This is a genomic window from Streptomyces sp. NPDC058872 (assembly GCF_042743065.1).
In the GTDB taxonomy this organism is placed as follows: domain Bacteria; phylum Actinomycetota; class Actinomycetes; order Streptomycetales; family Streptomycetaceae; genus Streptomyces.
This window is the reverse complement of the sequence record NZ_JBHYMK010000102.1, coordinates 1-15,409: the sequence shown is the minus strand read 5'-3', so window position 1 is coordinate 15,409 and position 15,409 is coordinate 1. Positions and strand designations below refer to the sequence as shown.

The following is a 15,409-nucleotide window of genomic DNA, read 5'->3' as shown; positions in this document are numbered from 1 at the left end:
CTCGTAATGCGTAGGTCTCGGGTTCGAATCCCGAAGGCGGCTCAGAGAAACCCCAGGTCACATTGCTCGTGACCTGGGGTTTTCTGTTGCTCGGGGCATGGTAGGGCACGCGACTGTCGTGCCGCAGGTCTGCGTGCGTGAGCGATGCGTGAGCGGAGGGGCCGTCAGCCCTTCTTGGCGGCCTTCTTGGCCTTGCCCTTCTTCTTCCCCTTGGCCTTCGCCTTCGCGGCCCGCTTGGCCTCCTTGGCGGCCTTGCTGGCCTGCGCTTCCTGCTCGGCCTTGCGCTGGAGGGGGACCAGCTTGGCGGTGGCTTCGGCGGCGCTCTTGCCGACGTGGGGTAGCACGCTCTGGTAGATGTCGCGCGTGATCCGGGTGTCGCTGTGCCCGAGCGTGTCCGACACGATCTTGATGTCGATGTCGGCCGCCAGCATGAGCGTGGCGGCGCCGTGCCGGAGATCGTGCAGCCGGATCGGCGGGAGGCCGGAGGCGGCGACGAGGCGCTCGAAGAGGTCGGTGACCTTGCCTGGGTGGAGCCAGGATCCGTCCTCCTGTGTGAAGACGAGCCCGGTGTTCACCCAGGCCGAGCCCCACTCGGCACGGTCGGCCTCCTGCTGCTCGCGGTGCCGCTTCAGGACGTGGACGGTGTCGTCGTCCAGGGCCACGACGCGGAAGCCGCTGTCCGTCTTCGGTTCGGACGCCTCGACTTCCCAGCCGTCCTGGACGAGCTGGCCGGTGACCGTGAGGGAGTGCCGGTCGAGGTTGGTCTCCGACCAGGGCTGCCCGCACGCCTCGCCTCGCCGCAGGCCGCGGAAGGCGATCAGGTGCCACATCGCATAGAGCCGGTCCTCGGCGACGAAGTCGAGGAAGGCGCCGGTCTGTTCCGGCGTCCAGACCATCACGGGGGACGGCTTCTCGCCGGTCTGCTCCCACTTGGCGACCCGCTCGTCCGTCCACACGAGCGCCTTCGGCTTGCGCACCGGGTCGATCTCGACGTGGGCCGCCGGGTTGAACGTGATGATCTGCTGCCCGATCGCGTCGTTGAGGGACGCGCGGAGCGTGGCCTTGATGTGCTGGCGCGTGGCGGGGCCGGTGACGCGGCGGAAGGGCGGCATCGCGTCGATTGCCGCCTTCATCGCCTTGCGGCGGGCGCGGTTGGCCACGCCCTTCCACGGGACGGTCGCCAACTCCTCGACCGCCGCACGTCGCTGGGCGTTCTGCTCCAGGATCTCGGCGTTGGCGTCGGTGATGGCGGTGAACATGTCGCTCAGGTGGCTGACGCGCAGCCGGTCGAGACGCCGGTGGCCGATGTGCGGCTTGAGGTGCACGCGGACGTCGGTCTCGTACCGGCTGATGCCCGACTTCCGGATGCGCTTGCCGGCGAGCCACCGATCCAGCCACTCGGCCACGGTCAGGCTGCCGATGAGATCCTGGCCGGCCCTGAGCCGGCGCCGGGTCTCCTCCACGTCCGGCAGGGGCAGCTTCTCACCGCTGACCTCTGCCAGCATCGCGGCGACCAGCTGTATGCCCTCGGGGTCGTCGACCTCGGCGAGCCCCAGGAGGGCCCGCACGTGGTCGAGATCGGCCTGGGCGGCCTTGAGACTGCCGTACCCGCCGCGCGCGAAGGACCGCCGGCTGCCGTCCTCGCGGGGCGGCAGCTCCTGGCGTATGGAGTACGTGCAGTGATTCCTGCTGTTGCGCTTGGGGCAGGAAGTGCCGAGTTCCTTGCCGGTCTTGGGGTCACGGCAGGAACAGCGGCGGTAGGTGGAACCCTTCAAAAGTCTTCCTCCAGATGGTTGGTGTCGAATGGGCTAGCGAACTGGGATGGCCACAGCAGTGGGGGCGTGCCGCCCTCCTCGCGGATGGTGGCGCGGAGGCGGCGCAGCCGCTCTTTGGCGAGCGCGGCCCTCTCGGCGTAGAAGGCTTGGGCACTGAGGGCCTCTTCGCGTTGAGCGGCGTCGCTGGCCGACTTGGCCTTCCAGGCTTCGTCCTGCTCGCTGGACTCGGCCGCGTGCAAGGCCCGCTGCTCACTCTCGTGTTTGTGGAACAGGCGCAGCATGAGGTCCAGGGCGAGCGGCTCACCGGGTTCGGCGCCGGTGAACCACCGCATGGCGCTCCAGGTCTGCTCGCTGTGGCGCAGGGGGAGCTTCTGGACCTCTTCGACGTAGCCGACGGGGTAGATCAGGCAGATCGGGTTCGTGTGGAGCGCCTCGGCCAGCACCATGACGTCGACCAGGGGGAGGCTGGCTCGGCGACCGGACTCCATGTTGGCGATCACGTTGCGTGGGATCGGATGGCCGATCTCCTCGCAGGCGTCGGCCAGGCTCTGTGCGCTCATCCCCAATGCCTTCCTGCGTCTTCTCACCTCCTTGGCCACGGTCGCCATGACCTGGTCCACCCACTCGGGGACGTCGTCCTCGTCTTCATCATCGAAACCGTGTTGTGTCATGGCGACACAGTAGCTCGGTCAGACTTGTTTCTCGTAGCCCGGAGCCGGACGTGATGACCACGTTCGCCGACGGCTGTACGAGAGGAGCGCTGCGTGCGCGATAACGCGACGGGAACCAGGCTGACCGGGATGGGTCGCGAGGAGCTGTTGGCCCTGCCGGCGGCCGTTGAACTGGACACCGGGAACCGTGCACTGGGTCTCGGGCGGAGCAAGGGCTACGAGCTGGCCAAGCGGGGTGAGTACCCGTGCAAGGTCCTGCGCCTGGGTAAGGCGTACCGCGTGGTGACCGCGGATCTGCTCAATCTGCTGGGGCTGGCCGCTTGAGGGCGAGGCAACATACCAGGCCGTTCTGCGCTGAGCTGACACAGAAGCGCTGGACTGTGACCAGGCGTGGACGTACGGTTCGTGGTCCCTCGCGGTGGCCTGATGCCCGCGAGAAGGGAATGGGCCCCCGGCGGTGCGACGCCGGAGGCCCGAGCAACCCCGAACGGCCCTGGAAGAACCAACCCGGCGGCAAGGGCGTGCGAGCCCGCCACCGCCAGACGAGGAGCTGCCCTGTGGAACACCACGAATCCCAGCCCTATTCCGACCCCCACAAGCCCGAGTGGCCGCCGGTCGCCAAGCCTGGCCAGCCGGGCCGCACCATAGCCAAGACCGGCCAGGCCGCCGGCCATCCGGCGCAGCCCTCGCCGCCCGCCGAGCGGTGTCCCGAAAATGAACGGCCCGACCTCAACCCCAGGCGGTGTCCCGAAACGGAACAGACGGATCCGGAGCCCACACGCGGATCCGAGCTGCTCGACGAACTGCGTGGGCAGATATCGAAGTTCGTCATCCTGCCCTCCGAGCAGGCGTTCGACGCGGTCACCTTGTGGGTGGCGGCGACGCATCTGCAGCCCGCGTGGCAGCACGCCCCACGCCTGGCGGTGGTGGGGCCGGCGAAGCGGTGCGGCAAATCGCGGCTACTGGACGTGCTGACCGAGACGGTCCACGAGCCGATGCTCACCATCAACACCACGCCGGCGGCGGTCTTCCGCTCCATCACCGAGGAGCCGCCCACGCTCCTCGTGGATGAGGCGGACACGATCTTCGGCACGCCGAAGCAGGCGGAGAAGAACGAGGAGATGCGCGGCCTGCTGAACGCCGGCCATCAGCGCAACCGGTACGTGACCCGGGTGGTCGGCAACGACCACACGCCCCACCGGTTCGCCACCTTCGCCATGGCGGCGATCGCCGGGATCGGCGACCTGCCCGACACGATCATGGACCGGTCGGTGGTCGTCCGCATGCGTCGGCGGGCGGAAGGCGAGACCGTCCGCCCCTTCCGGTCACGGCGGGACATCCCCGCCCTGCACGGCCTGCGTGACCGTATCGCCGCCTGGGCGAGGCCCCTGCTGGACGAGGCCGCCGAATTGGAACCGGCGATGCCGGTCGAGGACCGGGCAGCCGACACCTGGGAACCGCTCGTCATCGTCGCCGACCTCGCGGCCGGCACCTGGCCGCGCCGTGCTCGTACCGCGTGCGAGCAGATGGTCGCCGCCGAGGCGGCGGCCGAGGAGGACCACCCCAGCGGGGTCCGCATCCTGGCCGACATCCGGCGCGTCTTCGTCGCCCAGCGCGAGGTCGACAGTCTCTCCACGGAGGAGCTGATCCACCACCTGCGCCAGGATCCGGAGAGCCCGTGGGCCGAGTGGGGGCGCAGCGGGCTGAGTCCGCGTGACCTCGGCTCGATGCTCCGGCAGTTCGGCATCAAGCCCGGAAACGTCCGCATGGCCGACGGAACCCAGCGCAAGGGCTACATGCGCAACAAGTTCCTCGACCCCTGGCGCCGCTACTGCCCGACCGTCCACCCGGTCGACGCCGCGCCAACCCTCCTGCAGGGCTGACACCGCCCCGCCCCCGCTGGTTGCCGTCCTTGCCGTCCCTGTCGTGATCGCGCAGGTCAGAGGGCATATGTGCAAGACGGCAACGGGGCCCAAGACGGCAACACGATCACCGTCGCCCGCGCAGACCGCCGGGACGTCGCCCGCATCCGTCTCGTGCCGTCCCATGCGTACGTGCCGTATCGCCGCAGGTCACCGGCCATGAGGCCAAGACGGAAGGCCGACCCGTGCCGTCCCCGCGAGGGCGCGGTCAAGACGGAGACAGGCCGGGCCTGCCGTACCGGCCCTGACCTGCGCTTGCAACGGCCAAGACGCCCAAGACGCTTCACACCACCACCCCAAGGAGCACTCCCGCTTGACTCTCCTCTCCCGCCTTCGACAACTACGCCTCCGGCAACCTGGCAGCAGGCCCAGCGAGGTGCAGCCGACGGTGACCGGGCACACTGCCGAGCGGACTGTGCTCATCGCGGCTGGAGTCGTAATCCTCCTCCTGACCGCCGGAGCGTTCTGGCTCTCCTACGCACACCTGGCCGACGTTGCCGGCCAGCACGGCCTCGGCGGCTCCCCGGCCCGCCGCTGGGCGTGGCCCGCCACCCTCGACGCGTTCATCGTCGCGGGTGAACTGCTCATGCTCCGGGCAAGCCTGCGCCAGGTCACCGACCTGTGGGCCATCGCCGTGACCGCCATCGGGTCGGTCGGATCCATCGCGCTCAATGTGGCGGGCGTGAGCGGAGCGAGCGACGCCCGCACCGTGGACTGGCTCGACTACGTGGTCGCCGCGGTCCCACCGACCGCCGCGCTCCTTGCCTTCGGCGTGCTGATGCGGCAGATCCACCAGCTCGTCGACCGGACCGGAGACCGGCCGCAACCCCTCACCGGCCAGCGGACGGAAGGCACCGTTCAGAATCGGAACGCTCCCAGCCAGGAGTTGGAACCCGCAGGCACGTCCACCGGTCTGAGCGATCCATTGCCCGTCACAACTGCCCAACCGACGGAACCATCGGCCCAGGTTCCGACGGCCAAGCCGCGCGGTGGCCGGCCAGCCAAAGCCACCATCGAGGAGCTTGCGGAGATCGGCCGGATCGCAGCCTTCGAGCACCGCAAGCTCACCCGGGACCTTCTGCGCGAGGCCGTGGAGAACAAGGGGCTGACGATCGGCAGCGAACGGCTGACCAAGGTGATGAAGATCCTCCGGCCGGAACTCGAAGCCGACGGGATCGCCGTCTCCACCAGCGGCTGACCGCCTCCACCGGGTGACCGGAACCCTTCCGGTCACCCGGCCACCACTCGCTCGACGCCCCACCCATCCCCACCTGTGGACAGAGCGATGCCCGCACCCTCCGGCCCACCTGCCCCGTGCATCCGCCTGTCCATCCAGCCTTCTCTGGAGCACCACCCATGAAGCGCGACCCGTACCACCCCGAGGACTCCCCGGACGAGCCGCTGCCGCTGACGAAGTCCCCCAGGCTGCTGGACCGTTTGCGGCTGGCGTTCGGACGGACGGCTCCTGGCGGAGCCAGTAGTACCCCGAGTCCGACTCAAGGCCGGTCTTCGGGGATCTCCGCCCCGGGGGTGGCGGAGACGGCCCGATGCCAGGGGGCGCCGGACCGAGGGCTCGGGGCCGAGGGCGGCCCCGACCAGGAGGAGCTCCACGCCGTCCAGCAGCAGATCCTCCGCCCCGCACCCGTCACCGTGCCGCCGGCCGGCGAGCGTGCGGTGCAGAACGTGCAGCCGGCGATCCGCCGTTTCACCGGCACCAAGCGAACCGTGCGCGTCGGCCCGCTGCGGTTCACCGGCGACGAGCACAACGCTCTCCAGGAGGCTGCCGCCGAGCACGGCTACAAGGGGGAGTCCGGCATCGCCGCGGACATCGTCATCGCCTTCATCGCCGGTCGGTTCACCGCGAACCTGCCGCTGTCCGAGGACCGCCGCCGCACCCACATGTTCCGCGCCCAGGTGCTGCGCGAGCTCAACCGCATCGGCGTCAACGTCAACCAGATCGCCCGCGCGCTGAACAGTGACCTCACCCCACCCGACATCCGCCACCGCCTCGACGAGCTGCGCCACCTGCTGGAGCTGATCGCCGAGGCCCTGCGCGAACCGACCGATTCCAGGAAGGACCTGGCCGCGTGATCGCCGCCATCAAACCGGCCGGGTCCAACACCCGTGGCCTGCTCGCCTACCTCTACGGCCCCGGTCGCCACGACGAGCACACCGACCCGCACATCGTCGCCGGCTTCGCCATGCTCGGCATGCCCGACCCCGGCCGCGACCCGGACGCCACCCTCACCCAGCTCGCCCGCCACCTCGACGAGCCCGTCCATCTTCGGAACAGCGAGTTCGGAAGGAAGGTCACCGACCACGTCTGGCACTGCCCCGTCCGCACCGCCCCCGAAGACCGCCGCCTCTCCGACACGGAGTGGGCCGACATCGCCCAGCGCATCGTCGAGGCCGCCGGCATCGCCCCGCCCGGCGACGACCTTGGCTGCCGGTGGATCGCCGTACGTCACGCGGACGACCACATCCACATCCTCGCCACCACCGTCCGAGAGGACGGCCGCCGCCCCAGGCTCCACGACAGCGGCATCCGCGTCGGCGACGCCTGCCGCCAGATCGAGACCGACTACGGCCTGCGCCAACTGAAGAAGGGCGACCGCACCGCCGGCCGCCGGCCCACCCAGGCCGAGATGCACAAGGCCCAGCGCCGCGGCTGGGAGCAGACCAGCCGCGACTGGCTCCAGGACCGCATCCGCGCCGCCATCCCCCACGCCGGCAACACGGAGGAACTCCTCGCCTACCTCGAAGCCATGGGCATCGCGGTCAAACCGCGCCGGGGACCGTCCGGAGATCTCCTCGGCTACGCCGTCGGCCGCCCCGGCGACCTCAACAAGGACGGCGAACAGATCTTCCATCCCGGCGGAAAGATCGCCCCCGACCTCACCCTCCCCAAGCTCAAGGCCCGCCTGGAGACCACCGCGCCGGAGGAGCACCCCACCGCCCGCCGAGACCGGCCTGCCACCCCCTGGCACCAGGCCACTGAGGCCCTCGACACCCTGCACGAGGGGATGGCCGACGACACGCACGCCCAAGCTCACATCACCGCGCTCGGTGACCTCATCGAAGCCGCCGCCCAGAAAGCACCCGTCCACCTCCACGCCGAACTACGAGCGGCCTCAAGGTCATTCGCCCGCGCTCAGCGTTCCCAGATCCACGCCGAGAACCAGGCGGCCACCACCTTGCGCAAGGCCGTCCGCGACCTCGTCCACACCGCCACCGGCCCCGACGGCAGCGCCCTGGCGACCCTGCTGGCCGCCCTCGTCTGGGCCACGATCGTCGCCGCCCGCTGGCACGAGGCGAAGAACCACGCCCACCAGACCGAAGCCGCCCGCCAGACCCTCCACCACCTCCAGGCCGCCGCCGACCGAGCCCTCACGCCAGTCGTCGACAGCCTCGCCACCCGCGGGCCGAGCGATCAGGCTCGCCGGACCCTCGCCCACGACGTACGGGCCGCCGTCCCCGACCACGCCGACCGCGTCCTCACCGACCCCGCCTGGCCGGCCCTCGCCACCGTCCTCGCCGACGCCGAAGCCGGCGGCCACAAACCCCACCAGCTCCTCAAGGAGGCCGCCGCCCAGCGCGAACTCACCACCGCCCGCCAACCCGCCCGCGTCCTGATCACCCGCATCCAGCACACCAGCCGCAACCCCGCCCCCAACCCCCGCGCCGAAGCCGCCCGCCGCCGCTCCACCATGGCGCCCGCGCCCAGCGGACAGGCCCGGAACCCCCAGCCCACCACGGCACCCACGACCCCCACCGCCCAGCGCCACCGACAGCGCTGACAGCCACAAGGAGCCCTATGGCAGCCACCCGACAGCCACACGCCTACACCACCGGAGCGCACCCGCAGGGTGCCGACCCCACTGCAGCCGACAGCAAGGAGACCGCCCTGAAGATCCACCCCGCCGCCGACATCTTCCCGATGCTCAGCGAGGACGAACTGCTCGACCTCGCTGAGTCGATCAAGAACGAGGGCCTGCGCAAGGCCATCGTCCTCGACTCCGACGGTGTCCTTCTCGACGGCCGCAACCGTCTCGCCGCCTGCGAGATCGCCTGCGTCGAACCACGCTTCACCACCTACACCGGCAGCAACCCCCGAGCGTTCATCCTCTCCAGCAACGTCTACCGTCGACACCTCAGCAAGGGCCAGCAGGCCATGATCACTGCCATGGCCTGTTCCGTTTCGGGACACTCCCTGCGCGACCTGGCCAAGACCCACAGCCTCAGCCGCACCCGCCTCTCCGCCGCCAACGTCGTCCTCACCTACTCCCCCGACCTCGCCGAACAGGTCCGCGTCGGCGCCTTCCCGCTCGATGCCGCCTACGACATCGCCCGTGAGCACAAGGCGAAGGCCGCAGCATTCCAGGAGAAGCGCGACCGCCTCCGCGAGCAGGCCCCCGACCTGGCCCAGCTCGTCACCGAAGGCCACCTCACCCTCGACGAAGCCATCATCACGCTGGAGGAACGACAGGAGGACAACCGCATCCGGAAGCAGATCGCCGACGCTGACGAGCTCCATCTCGCAGACGGCCACACGACCCCACCTCTGGCCCAGCTTGCCGAGCAGGGAGACATCACCTGGCACCAGGCCCACCAGCGCGCCGAACAGTTCCTCGCCCACCGACAGGACACCATCCACCACGCACGGCAGGCCCTGGAACAGATCGCGGAGAACTGGGGCATCGTCCAGAACCTCGCCGCCCGACCCGACACCGCCTACGCGCGAGAGGTCGTAGAGGCTCTCCCGCCAGAGGCCCGCGCTATCGCCCAGCGCCTGATCAGCCTGGACTGAGCCAGAGCACGCCCTCGGGGCCGGAGCCAGAACGCCGGCCCCGAGGGCGATCGCCTACACCACCGACTTCCGCACTGCTTCGGCCAGCTCGCTTGCACGCACATCGTCGGAGCCGCTGACGATGTGGTTCATCGCGTAGCCGAAGGCGATGCCGTGCTCGGGGTCGGCGAAGGCGAGTGAGCCGCCGCGGCCGGTGTGGCCGAAGGCGTTCGGGCCGGTCATGAGGTTGCCGTCGGTGGGGAGCATGTAGCCGGTGCTGAAGCGGCTCGGAAACACCAGCACCTGGTCCATCCCAGTGGCCTGCTCTTCGGTTGCCGACGCCAGGGTCTCGGGGGCAAGTAGACGTACGCCGTCGACTTCGCCGATCAGGGCGGCGTACATGCGGGCGAGTGCCTGTGCGGTGCCGATTCCGTTGGAGGACGGGAGTTCGGCGGCCTGCACCTCGGGGGAGTCGAAGTCGATCGCGGCCGGGTCGGTGACCGCGAAGGCCCGGTTACTGAAGGAGTTCGGGTCACGCCAGGCGGCGACCTGTTCGCGGAGTTCCTCGGGAACGTCCTCGGGGGGAACGGTGGTGAGGTCGACGGCCGGGCGCTGGTACGCCATGCGGCTGACTCGCTCGCGTTCGCTCGCCGGCAGGCCGATGAAGAAGTCCAGCCCGAGCGGGCCCGCGATCTCGTCGGCGAAGAAACGGCCCGGCGAACGGCCGGAGACTCGGCGGATCACTTCGCCGACCAGCCAGCCCCAGGTGCGACCGTGGTACCCGTGTGCGGTGCCTGGAGTCCACAGCGGGCGCTGGGCCGCCAGCGCTGCTGCCATGGGGTCCCAGGCCAGTGCCTCGGCCAGCGGCAGCGGTTGATCGAGGGCGACCAAGCCGGCCTGGTGGGACAGGAGCCAGCGGACGGGGATGTCCGCCTTGCCGTTCGCCGCGAACTCCGGCCAGTACTTCGCCACCGGCGCGTCGAGGTCGAGCATGCCGCGCTCGACCAGCATGTGCGCCGCGGTCGCGGTGGCTCCCTTGGTTGCCGAGTAGACCAGCTGCAAGGTGTCCCGCGTCCACGGTCGGCCGGTGTCGACGTCGGCGACGCCACCCCACAGGTCGACCACCGGCCGGCCGTGCCAGTAGACGCACACGGCCGCGCCGATGTCTCCGTGCTGGGTGAAGTTCGCTGCGAACGCCTCGCGGACCGGTTCGAACCCGAGTGCTACCTCACCGTTGATCGTCGTCATACCGTTCATCCTGGCAGCCGCGCTGCTCTCACTGACAGGGGAACTGGCCTGTGCTCAGAGGCATTCGGCATCGACGCGTACGACAAGCGTCACGCGTTCGCCCCTCGTGATCGGCCGTACGCCGTGGATGTGGTCGCGGGTGGCGGGGAAGGCGACCAGGGTGCCGCCGGGCGGCTTGATCTCCTGGGCGGGGTTCTCGAAGAAGAGCTCCCCGCCGCCGTAGGAGTCCGGCGTGTTGAGCCAGACCACGAGGGTGAGGTCGCCGCCGACGACGGGCTGGCCATTGGTCCGGGCCCGTTCGCGCTCGATGTCGGTGACCTCGTCGTGGTGGGCGACGAAGCCGACGCCGGGGCCGTAGCGGTAGACGACCGCCGGCTGCGTGGGTATGCGCTTCGGGGCGATCTCGAAGTGGCTGCGGACGTGGGCGGCGCAGTGGGCGATGACCGCCTCCTGCAGGTGCGTTGGGATCTCGACGTACTCGCTCTTGCGCAGCGATTCGTCGATGACGCCCTGGTAGGTGCGCGGGTGGGCGGTGTGGTTCTTGACGTGGTCCATCAGCGCTCCGCAGAGGCTGAGGGGGATGGCGCTCTCTACTACGAGCGGTAAGCGGCTCTTCCAGGTCACGAGGTGGGCTCCTTCCACCAACGGGTGCCTTCGGGCGAGTCCTCGAGGATCACGCCCTGCTGGGTGAGCTGGTCTCGGATCGCGTCGGCCTCGGCGAACTTCTTCGCCGCGCGGAGCCGGTCGCGTTCCTTCACGAGTTCGTCGACGGCGGCGTCGCTCTGGGCGGCGCCGGGGATGTCGAAGGTGCCGAAGAGGTTGTTCACGTCCTCGATCAGCCGCAGGGCGGCCGGGCCGGCCGGCTCCTCCATGCGGTTCTGCTCGCGGATGTACTGGAACAGGACGGCGAGGGCACCGGGGGTGTCGAAGTCGTCGTCCAGGCGCTCGCGCATCTCCTTCCAGGCGTCCGTCGCCCGTGCGGCGTTCGCCGGGCTGTCGGTGTGCGCGGGGTCGATGGTCCGGGCGAAGTTCTCGATCCGGCGGCGTGCCCCTCGGGCCTGCTCCAGGGTGGAGTCGTTCAGCTCCATGGACGAGCGGTAGTGCTGGGAGAGGAAGGCGTGCCGCAGGGTGCGGAAGTCCGTCCGGGCGAGGGCGTCGCGGATGGTGAGGAAGTTGCCGGTGCTCTTCGACATCTTCTCGCCGTCGACCCGCAGCAGACCGGTGTGCATCCAGTAGCGGGCCAGGGGCTCGATGCCGGAGGCGGCTTCCATCTGCGCGACCTCGGCCTCGTGGTGCGGGAAGATGAGGTCGACGGCACCGCCGTGCAGGTCGTACGAGGGCCCGAAGAAGTGCTCCGTGATCGCGGTGTCCTCGATGTGCCACCCCGGCCGGCCCTGGCCCAGCTCGGTCTCCCAGAACGGCTCCCCGTCCTTGCGCCCCTTCCACAGGGCGAAGTCGCCCGGGTTGCGCTTCTTCGAGTTGTCGTCGATCCGCGACACCGAGTCCTCGGGGCGGAGATCGGTACGGCCGGAGAGCTTGCCGTACGCGGGGAACGAGGCCAGGTCGAAGTACCAGCCGTCGTCGAGCTGGTAGGCGTGGCCGCGCTCGATCAGCCGCTTGATCTGGTCCACGATCGCGTCGATGTGGTCGTGGGCCCGCGCGTGGACGTCGACACGGGTGTTCCCCAGTGCGGCCATGTCCTCCAGGTACTGCTTCTCGAAGAGGGCCGCGATCTCCTCCGGCGGGACGCCCTGCTCCGCAGACCGCCGGATGATCTTGTCGTCGACGTCGGTGATGTTCTGGAGGTACGTGACCTTGTACCCGCTCGCCTCCAGGTACCGGGCGATGAAGTCGAACTGCGTGTACGTCTTCGCGTGCCCGACGTGGCTGGGGCCGTACACGGTGGGTCCGCACACGAACATCCGCACCTCGGCCTCCCGCTCAGGGCGGAACTCCTCGGTCTGGCCGTTTAGCGTGTTGTGGACCTTGATCGACATCATGCCTCCTGTGTAAGCGGATCACGCAGCGTACTGACGCCCGGACATAAGCGTCTAACTGGAACCGCCGCTCTCGCCGAAGGGGACGAATCGCGGGGACGGCAGGGTGGCGAAGGCCGACGCCTCTCCCCCGAGCAGGTGGTGGTTGGCCTGCTGGTACGCCTTCCGCACGGCCTCGATCGCCCCGGGGCTGAGATCCATCCCGACCACGCGGCAGAACTCGCTCAGGGCCTCGCACCGCCGCTCCAGGTCGACCATCGACAGCGGGTCGCACTGCTGGGCCTCGATCAGCAGGTTCTCCTGCTCGCTGCTGATCAGGCCGAGTGCGCCGAGGGAGTACAGCTTCCACTTCATGTTCGGCAGCAGCTGGCCCGATCGCGCGTACATCCAGTCCACGACCTCGTCCAGCGCCCCGGAGAGGACGAAGTGGCCCGTGGGCACTCCGACCCGCCGCGCCATGCGCAGCGGGATCTCACGCACGTCCCAGGTGAGCCGGTTGTGCAGCCGGTGGGTCTCGCCTTCCAGGCGCTGGAGCTGCTCGCGCGTCTTGTGGGAGATCAGTGCCGCGAAGGCTTCCTCGCGGTCGAACAGCGGCTCGCCCTTGTTCCCGTAGGCGTCGCACTTGTCGCTGTTCCACGTCGTGCGCGGGTCGGCCTCGTATTGGAAGAGGAGCTGGTGGACGTTGACCTCCATGCGTCCCCAGGGGACGGGCAGGTGGAAGCTGAACTCCGGTATCCAGGCGGGGAGCCGGCCGCGGACCAAGGCGTACGTGTCCGTCGGCCGCAGCCTCCACTCGTCCTCCTTGAGCGGGACGTCGAGGATGACGGCCAGGTCGAAGTCGGAGTCGGTGCTGAAGCGAGTGACGTTGCGGGGCGCGACCGCCGAGGAGGACAGGACGTAGAGCGCCTGGACCTCGGGCATCGTCTTGAGCGTGTCGAGCAGACCTCCGGCTGCGGCGCGGGCCTGCATTCTCAGGTTTTCCACGGGAACTCCTTGGTCAGATGATCGGGCGATCCATCACGGAGCGGAGCGCGGGAACGAGCTCCAGCGCGACGCCGCCGTGGGTGCGCTGGATGTGTGCGAGGGAAGGGCTGCTGTTGCCCTCGATGACCACAGGTCCGCCGGGCGTCAGTGCGATGTCCCAGCCGATGAAGGGCACCTGCGGGAAGAGGCGGGCACAGCGCTCGGCCAGCTCTCGGACCTCCGTCATGCGGGAGATCCGGTGGTCGGCGAACTGCACCGAACTGACCCGGTGGCGGGTGTGGGCATTCAGGTACCGGTCGTAGCCGTGGCGGTCGAGTCGCCCGTTGGGGTGAACACGGATCTGCATGCCGCCGACGGCTGAGTTGTCCGTGGTGCTCTCGGCGTCGCCGAGCTTCAACATCACGTACAGGACCTCGGCTTTGCCTTCGCGCAGCAGGGTGATCACGCGGAACGTGTTGAGTGCGTACGGGTTCAGCACGTCCAGGTCGGGGTGCTGCGGCACGTGCTGCTCAACCAGCCACGTGCCCCACCGCTTCGCGTAGGCCGGCAGGTCGAAGGCGTCCTCGCCAGGCCGCACGATTGCGACGCCGGACCCACCGCTGGAGTAGCGGGAGGGCTTGACCACCACGCGGCCGAGTCCGGAAGCGTGGTCGAGGACCTCCGTCAGCGGCACCACATCACCGCCGGACGTCACACCCGTGCGGCGGTCACCGCTCGCGATGAGCGCGGGCTGCGGGACGCCGGCGGAGGCGAGGATCCTCTTGCAGGACGTCTTGTCGTCCAGGTCGATCGCGTCCCGGTTCACGCGGGGAAGGAGCCGGTGGAACAGGGCGCTCTCAGGCAGGTACGAGCAGGCCCGCTCGGCAGACACCTCGCGCCGGTACCCGCCGTAGCGGAAGTAGTGGAAGGGCAGGCAGCGCCACCGCGCGGAGACCTTCACCAAGTCCCCGGTGATGCGGGCCAGGCTCTTCCTGTCCTCGTCGCGCAGCATCGCCGGCAGGTGCTCGCTCCGCAGCTGCCGCACCTGGTAGGGGAGAAACCGCACGCCGGACACGCGAGGAAGGACCTGGGTGCGGAACCACTCCTCGGTCACGGCCTGGCGGTGGTTGAAGCCGCGGTTCGCGGTACGTCTCATGGTGCTCCTCCCGTTTCTCAGTGGTTCGGGGTTCCGGCGATGGCCAACGTGACGACGAGCGCACTGACGACGATCACGTAGGCCACGACAGCGAGGCGCTGCCTCATCGGGCGGGCCCGATGTTGTCGGCCGCGGTCGACCAGGCGATGCCGTTCGCGGGCTGGATGTGGGCGATACGGATGAGTCGGCCGCCGTGCCTCTCGTGGACGACGGCCGTCAGCTCCCCCTCACCCCGGCTCGCGATGTCGCGGACCATGCGGTGAAGGAGGGGGTGGTCCTCCCGGCCCTCGGCATCGACCGGATTCACCGCTCGGACTCCTCGCGGTCGCTCGCTGCGCGACGGAGGAATCTCTCCCACCCGGATTCGGCGCGGGCGCGGAGGGCCGGGCTCGGACCGGCCGGCGGCTCGGGAACCGTGTGCTGTCGTCCGCTGGCACCGGGCCTACGGACGGGCAAAGGCTGGCTCATCACGACCTCCTCGGGGGGTGCAGCCCGTCACCCACGCGAGGGACATCGATGACGGGCTGCGGTCCTGGGAGCCGTCCGGAGCGGGGCGGGGGAGCCGGTTAATCCGGGTGCTCAGCTCCGAACGGCGTGAGGCCCAGTGAACGGCCGCGGACTACCGGCCCGGAATGTTTCCAGGGGGTTCCTCCAGCGAGAGAAACCCCCGTTTCGCGCACGCACGGGGAGTAGCCTCCTGACTACCAACCTGAGGGGAGGGTGGGATGTCTGACCCGATGGCTCTGCACCCGCTGACCTACGTGCGAGAAGGCAAGGGCTGGGGCAAGGCCGAGTTAGACCGACCGGCAATAGGCAGCCGCTGTCGAGTGATCGGGCGGGGTGGATGCAGTGCGGGCACGGGTCCACATGATCATGGAGTTCTCTACGCTC

At 69.6% G+C, this 15,409-nt stretch carries 14 protein-coding genes; 6 read left to right on the top strand and 8 right to left on the bottom strand.

What is annotated here, in order from left to right:
* Positions 1-164: 164 nt before the first annotated feature.
* Both ACFW22_RS34580 and ACFW22_RS34575 read right to left on the bottom strand, forming a co-directional pair.
* The gene (locus ACFW22_RS34580; protein WP_386412450.1) at positions 165-1,775 is read right to left on the bottom strand and encodes a tyrosine-type recombinase/integrase; all 1,611 of its coding nucleotides are present in this window, start codon (positions 1,773-1,775) and stop codon (positions 165-167) included.
* Positions 1,772-2,446 carry a helix-turn-helix domain-containing protein gene (locus ACFW22_RS34575; protein WP_386412448.1) on the bottom strand — a complete coding sequence of 225 codons (675 nt, stop codon included), beginning with the start codon at positions 2,444-2,446 and terminating at the stop codon, positions 1,772-1,774. The genes ACFW22_RS34580 and ACFW22_RS34575 overlap by 4 nt, the downstream gene beginning before the upstream one ends.
* 129 nt (positions 2,447-2,575) lie before the next feature.
* On the opposite strand from ACFW22_RS34575, the gene ACFW22_RS34570 reads away from it, so the two are divergent.
* From ACFW22_RS34570 to ACFW22_RS34545, 6 genes are all read left to right on the top strand, one after another.
* Positions 2,576-2,770, top strand: coding sequence for a hypothetical protein (locus ACFW22_RS34570; RefSeq protein ID WP_386412458.1), 195 nt, complete (start codon positions 2,576-2,578; stop codon positions 2,768-2,770).
* A gap of 467 nt (positions 2,771-3,237) precedes the next feature.
* A complete protein-coding gene (locus ACFW22_RS34565) occupies positions 3,238-4,329 on the top strand; it encodes a DUF3631 domain-containing protein (RefSeq protein ID WP_386412455.1) in 1,092 nt (363 codons plus the stop codon).
* 427 nt (positions 4,330-4,756) lie between these two features.
* Complete coding sequence (locus ACFW22_RS34560; RefSeq protein WP_386412446.1) at positions 4,757-5,566, top strand: DUF2637 domain-containing protein; 810 nt, start codon at positions 4,757-4,759, stop codon at positions 5,564-5,566.
* Between the two features lie 332 nt (positions 5,567-5,898).
* Entirely contained in the window at positions 5,899-6,459 is a 561-nt protein-coding gene (locus ACFW22_RS34555; protein ID WP_386412452.1) for a MobC family plasmid mobilization relaxosome protein, read from the top strand.
* Positions 6,456-8,165 carry a relaxase/mobilization nuclease domain-containing protein gene (locus ACFW22_RS34550; protein WP_386412443.1) on the top strand — a complete coding sequence of 570 codons (1,710 nt, stop codon included), beginning with the start codon at positions 6,456-6,458 and terminating at the stop codon, positions 8,163-8,165. Before ACFW22_RS34555 ends, ACFW22_RS34550 begins: the two co-directional genes overlap by 4 nt.
* A gap of 17 nt (positions 8,166-8,182) precedes the next feature.
* Complete coding sequence (locus ACFW22_RS34545; protein WP_386412441.1) at positions 8,183-9,175, top strand: plasmid replication/partition related protein; 993 nt, start codon at positions 8,183-8,185, stop codon at positions 9,173-9,175.
* A 54-nt stretch (positions 9,176-9,229) separates the two neighbouring features.
* Here the strand turns inward: ACFW22_RS34545 and ACFW22_RS34540 are convergent, their stop codons facing one another.
* The 6 genes from ACFW22_RS34540 to ACFW22_RS34515 all read right to left on the bottom strand — a co-directional run bounded on the left by ACFW22_RS34540 (position 9,230) and on the right by ACFW22_RS34515 (position 14,825).
* Entirely contained in the window at positions 9,230-10,402 is a 1,173-nt protein-coding gene (locus tag ACFW22_RS34540) for a serine hydrolase domain-containing protein (RefSeq protein ID WP_386412438.1), read from the bottom strand.
* 54 nt (positions 10,403-10,456) lie between these two features.
* Positions 10,457-11,026 carry a 2OG-Fe(II) oxygenase gene (locus ACFW22_RS34535; protein ID WP_386412436.1) on the bottom strand — a complete coding sequence of 190 codons (570 nt, stop codon included), beginning with the start codon at positions 11,024-11,026 and terminating at the stop codon, positions 10,457-10,459.
* The gene (gene cysS, locus ACFW22_RS34530; RefSeq protein WP_386412434.1) at positions 11,023-12,402 is read right to left on the bottom strand and encodes a cysteine--tRNA ligase; all 1,380 of its coding nucleotides are present in this window, start codon (positions 12,400-12,402) and stop codon (positions 11,023-11,025) included. Before cysS ends, ACFW22_RS34535 begins: the two co-directional genes overlap by 4 nt.
* A 51-nt stretch (positions 12,403-12,453) precedes the next feature.
* The gene (locus ACFW22_RS34525) at positions 12,454-13,383 is read right to left on the bottom strand and encodes a hypothetical protein (RefSeq protein ID WP_386412432.1); all 930 of its coding nucleotides are present in this window, start codon (positions 13,381-13,383) and stop codon (positions 12,454-12,456) included.
* A 13-nt stretch (positions 13,384-13,396) separates the two neighbouring features.
* Positions 13,397-14,518 carry a sugar-transfer associated ATP-grasp domain-containing protein gene (locus ACFW22_RS34520; protein ID WP_386412430.1) on the bottom strand — a complete coding sequence of 374 codons (1,122 nt, stop codon included), beginning with the start codon at positions 14,516-14,518 and terminating at the stop codon, positions 13,397-13,399.
* A 103-nt stretch (positions 14,519-14,621) separates the two neighbouring features.
* Complete coding sequence (locus ACFW22_RS34515) at positions 14,622-14,825, bottom strand: hypothetical protein (protein WP_386412428.1); 204 nt, start codon at positions 14,823-14,825, stop codon at positions 14,622-14,624.
* Positions 14,826-15,409 lie beyond the last annotated feature (584 nt).

Coding starts and splice junctions, on each gene's coding strand:
- ACFW22_RS34575 (WP_386412448.1), bottom strand. CDS start 2,446: ATGACACAACACGGTTTCGATGATGAAGACGAGGACGACGTCCCCGAG.
- ACFW22_RS34570 (WP_386412458.1), top strand. CDS start 2,576: ATGGGTCGCGAGGAGCTGTTGGCCCTGCCGGCGGCCGTTGAACTGGAC.
- ACFW22_RS34545 (WP_386412441.1), top strand. CDS start 8,183: ATGGCAGCCACCCGACAGCCACACGCCTACACCACCGGAGCGCACCCG.
- ACFW22_RS34540 (WP_386412438.1), bottom strand. CDS start 10,402: ATGACGACGATCAACGGTGAGGTAGCACTCGGGTTCGAACCGGTCCGC.
- cysS (WP_386412434.1), bottom strand. CDS start 12,402: ATGATGTCGATCAAGGTCCACAACACGCTAAACGGCCAGACCGAGGAG.
- ACFW22_RS34520 (WP_386412430.1), bottom strand. CDS start 14,518: ATGAGACGTACCGCGAACCGCGGCTTCAACCACCGCCAGGCCGTGACC.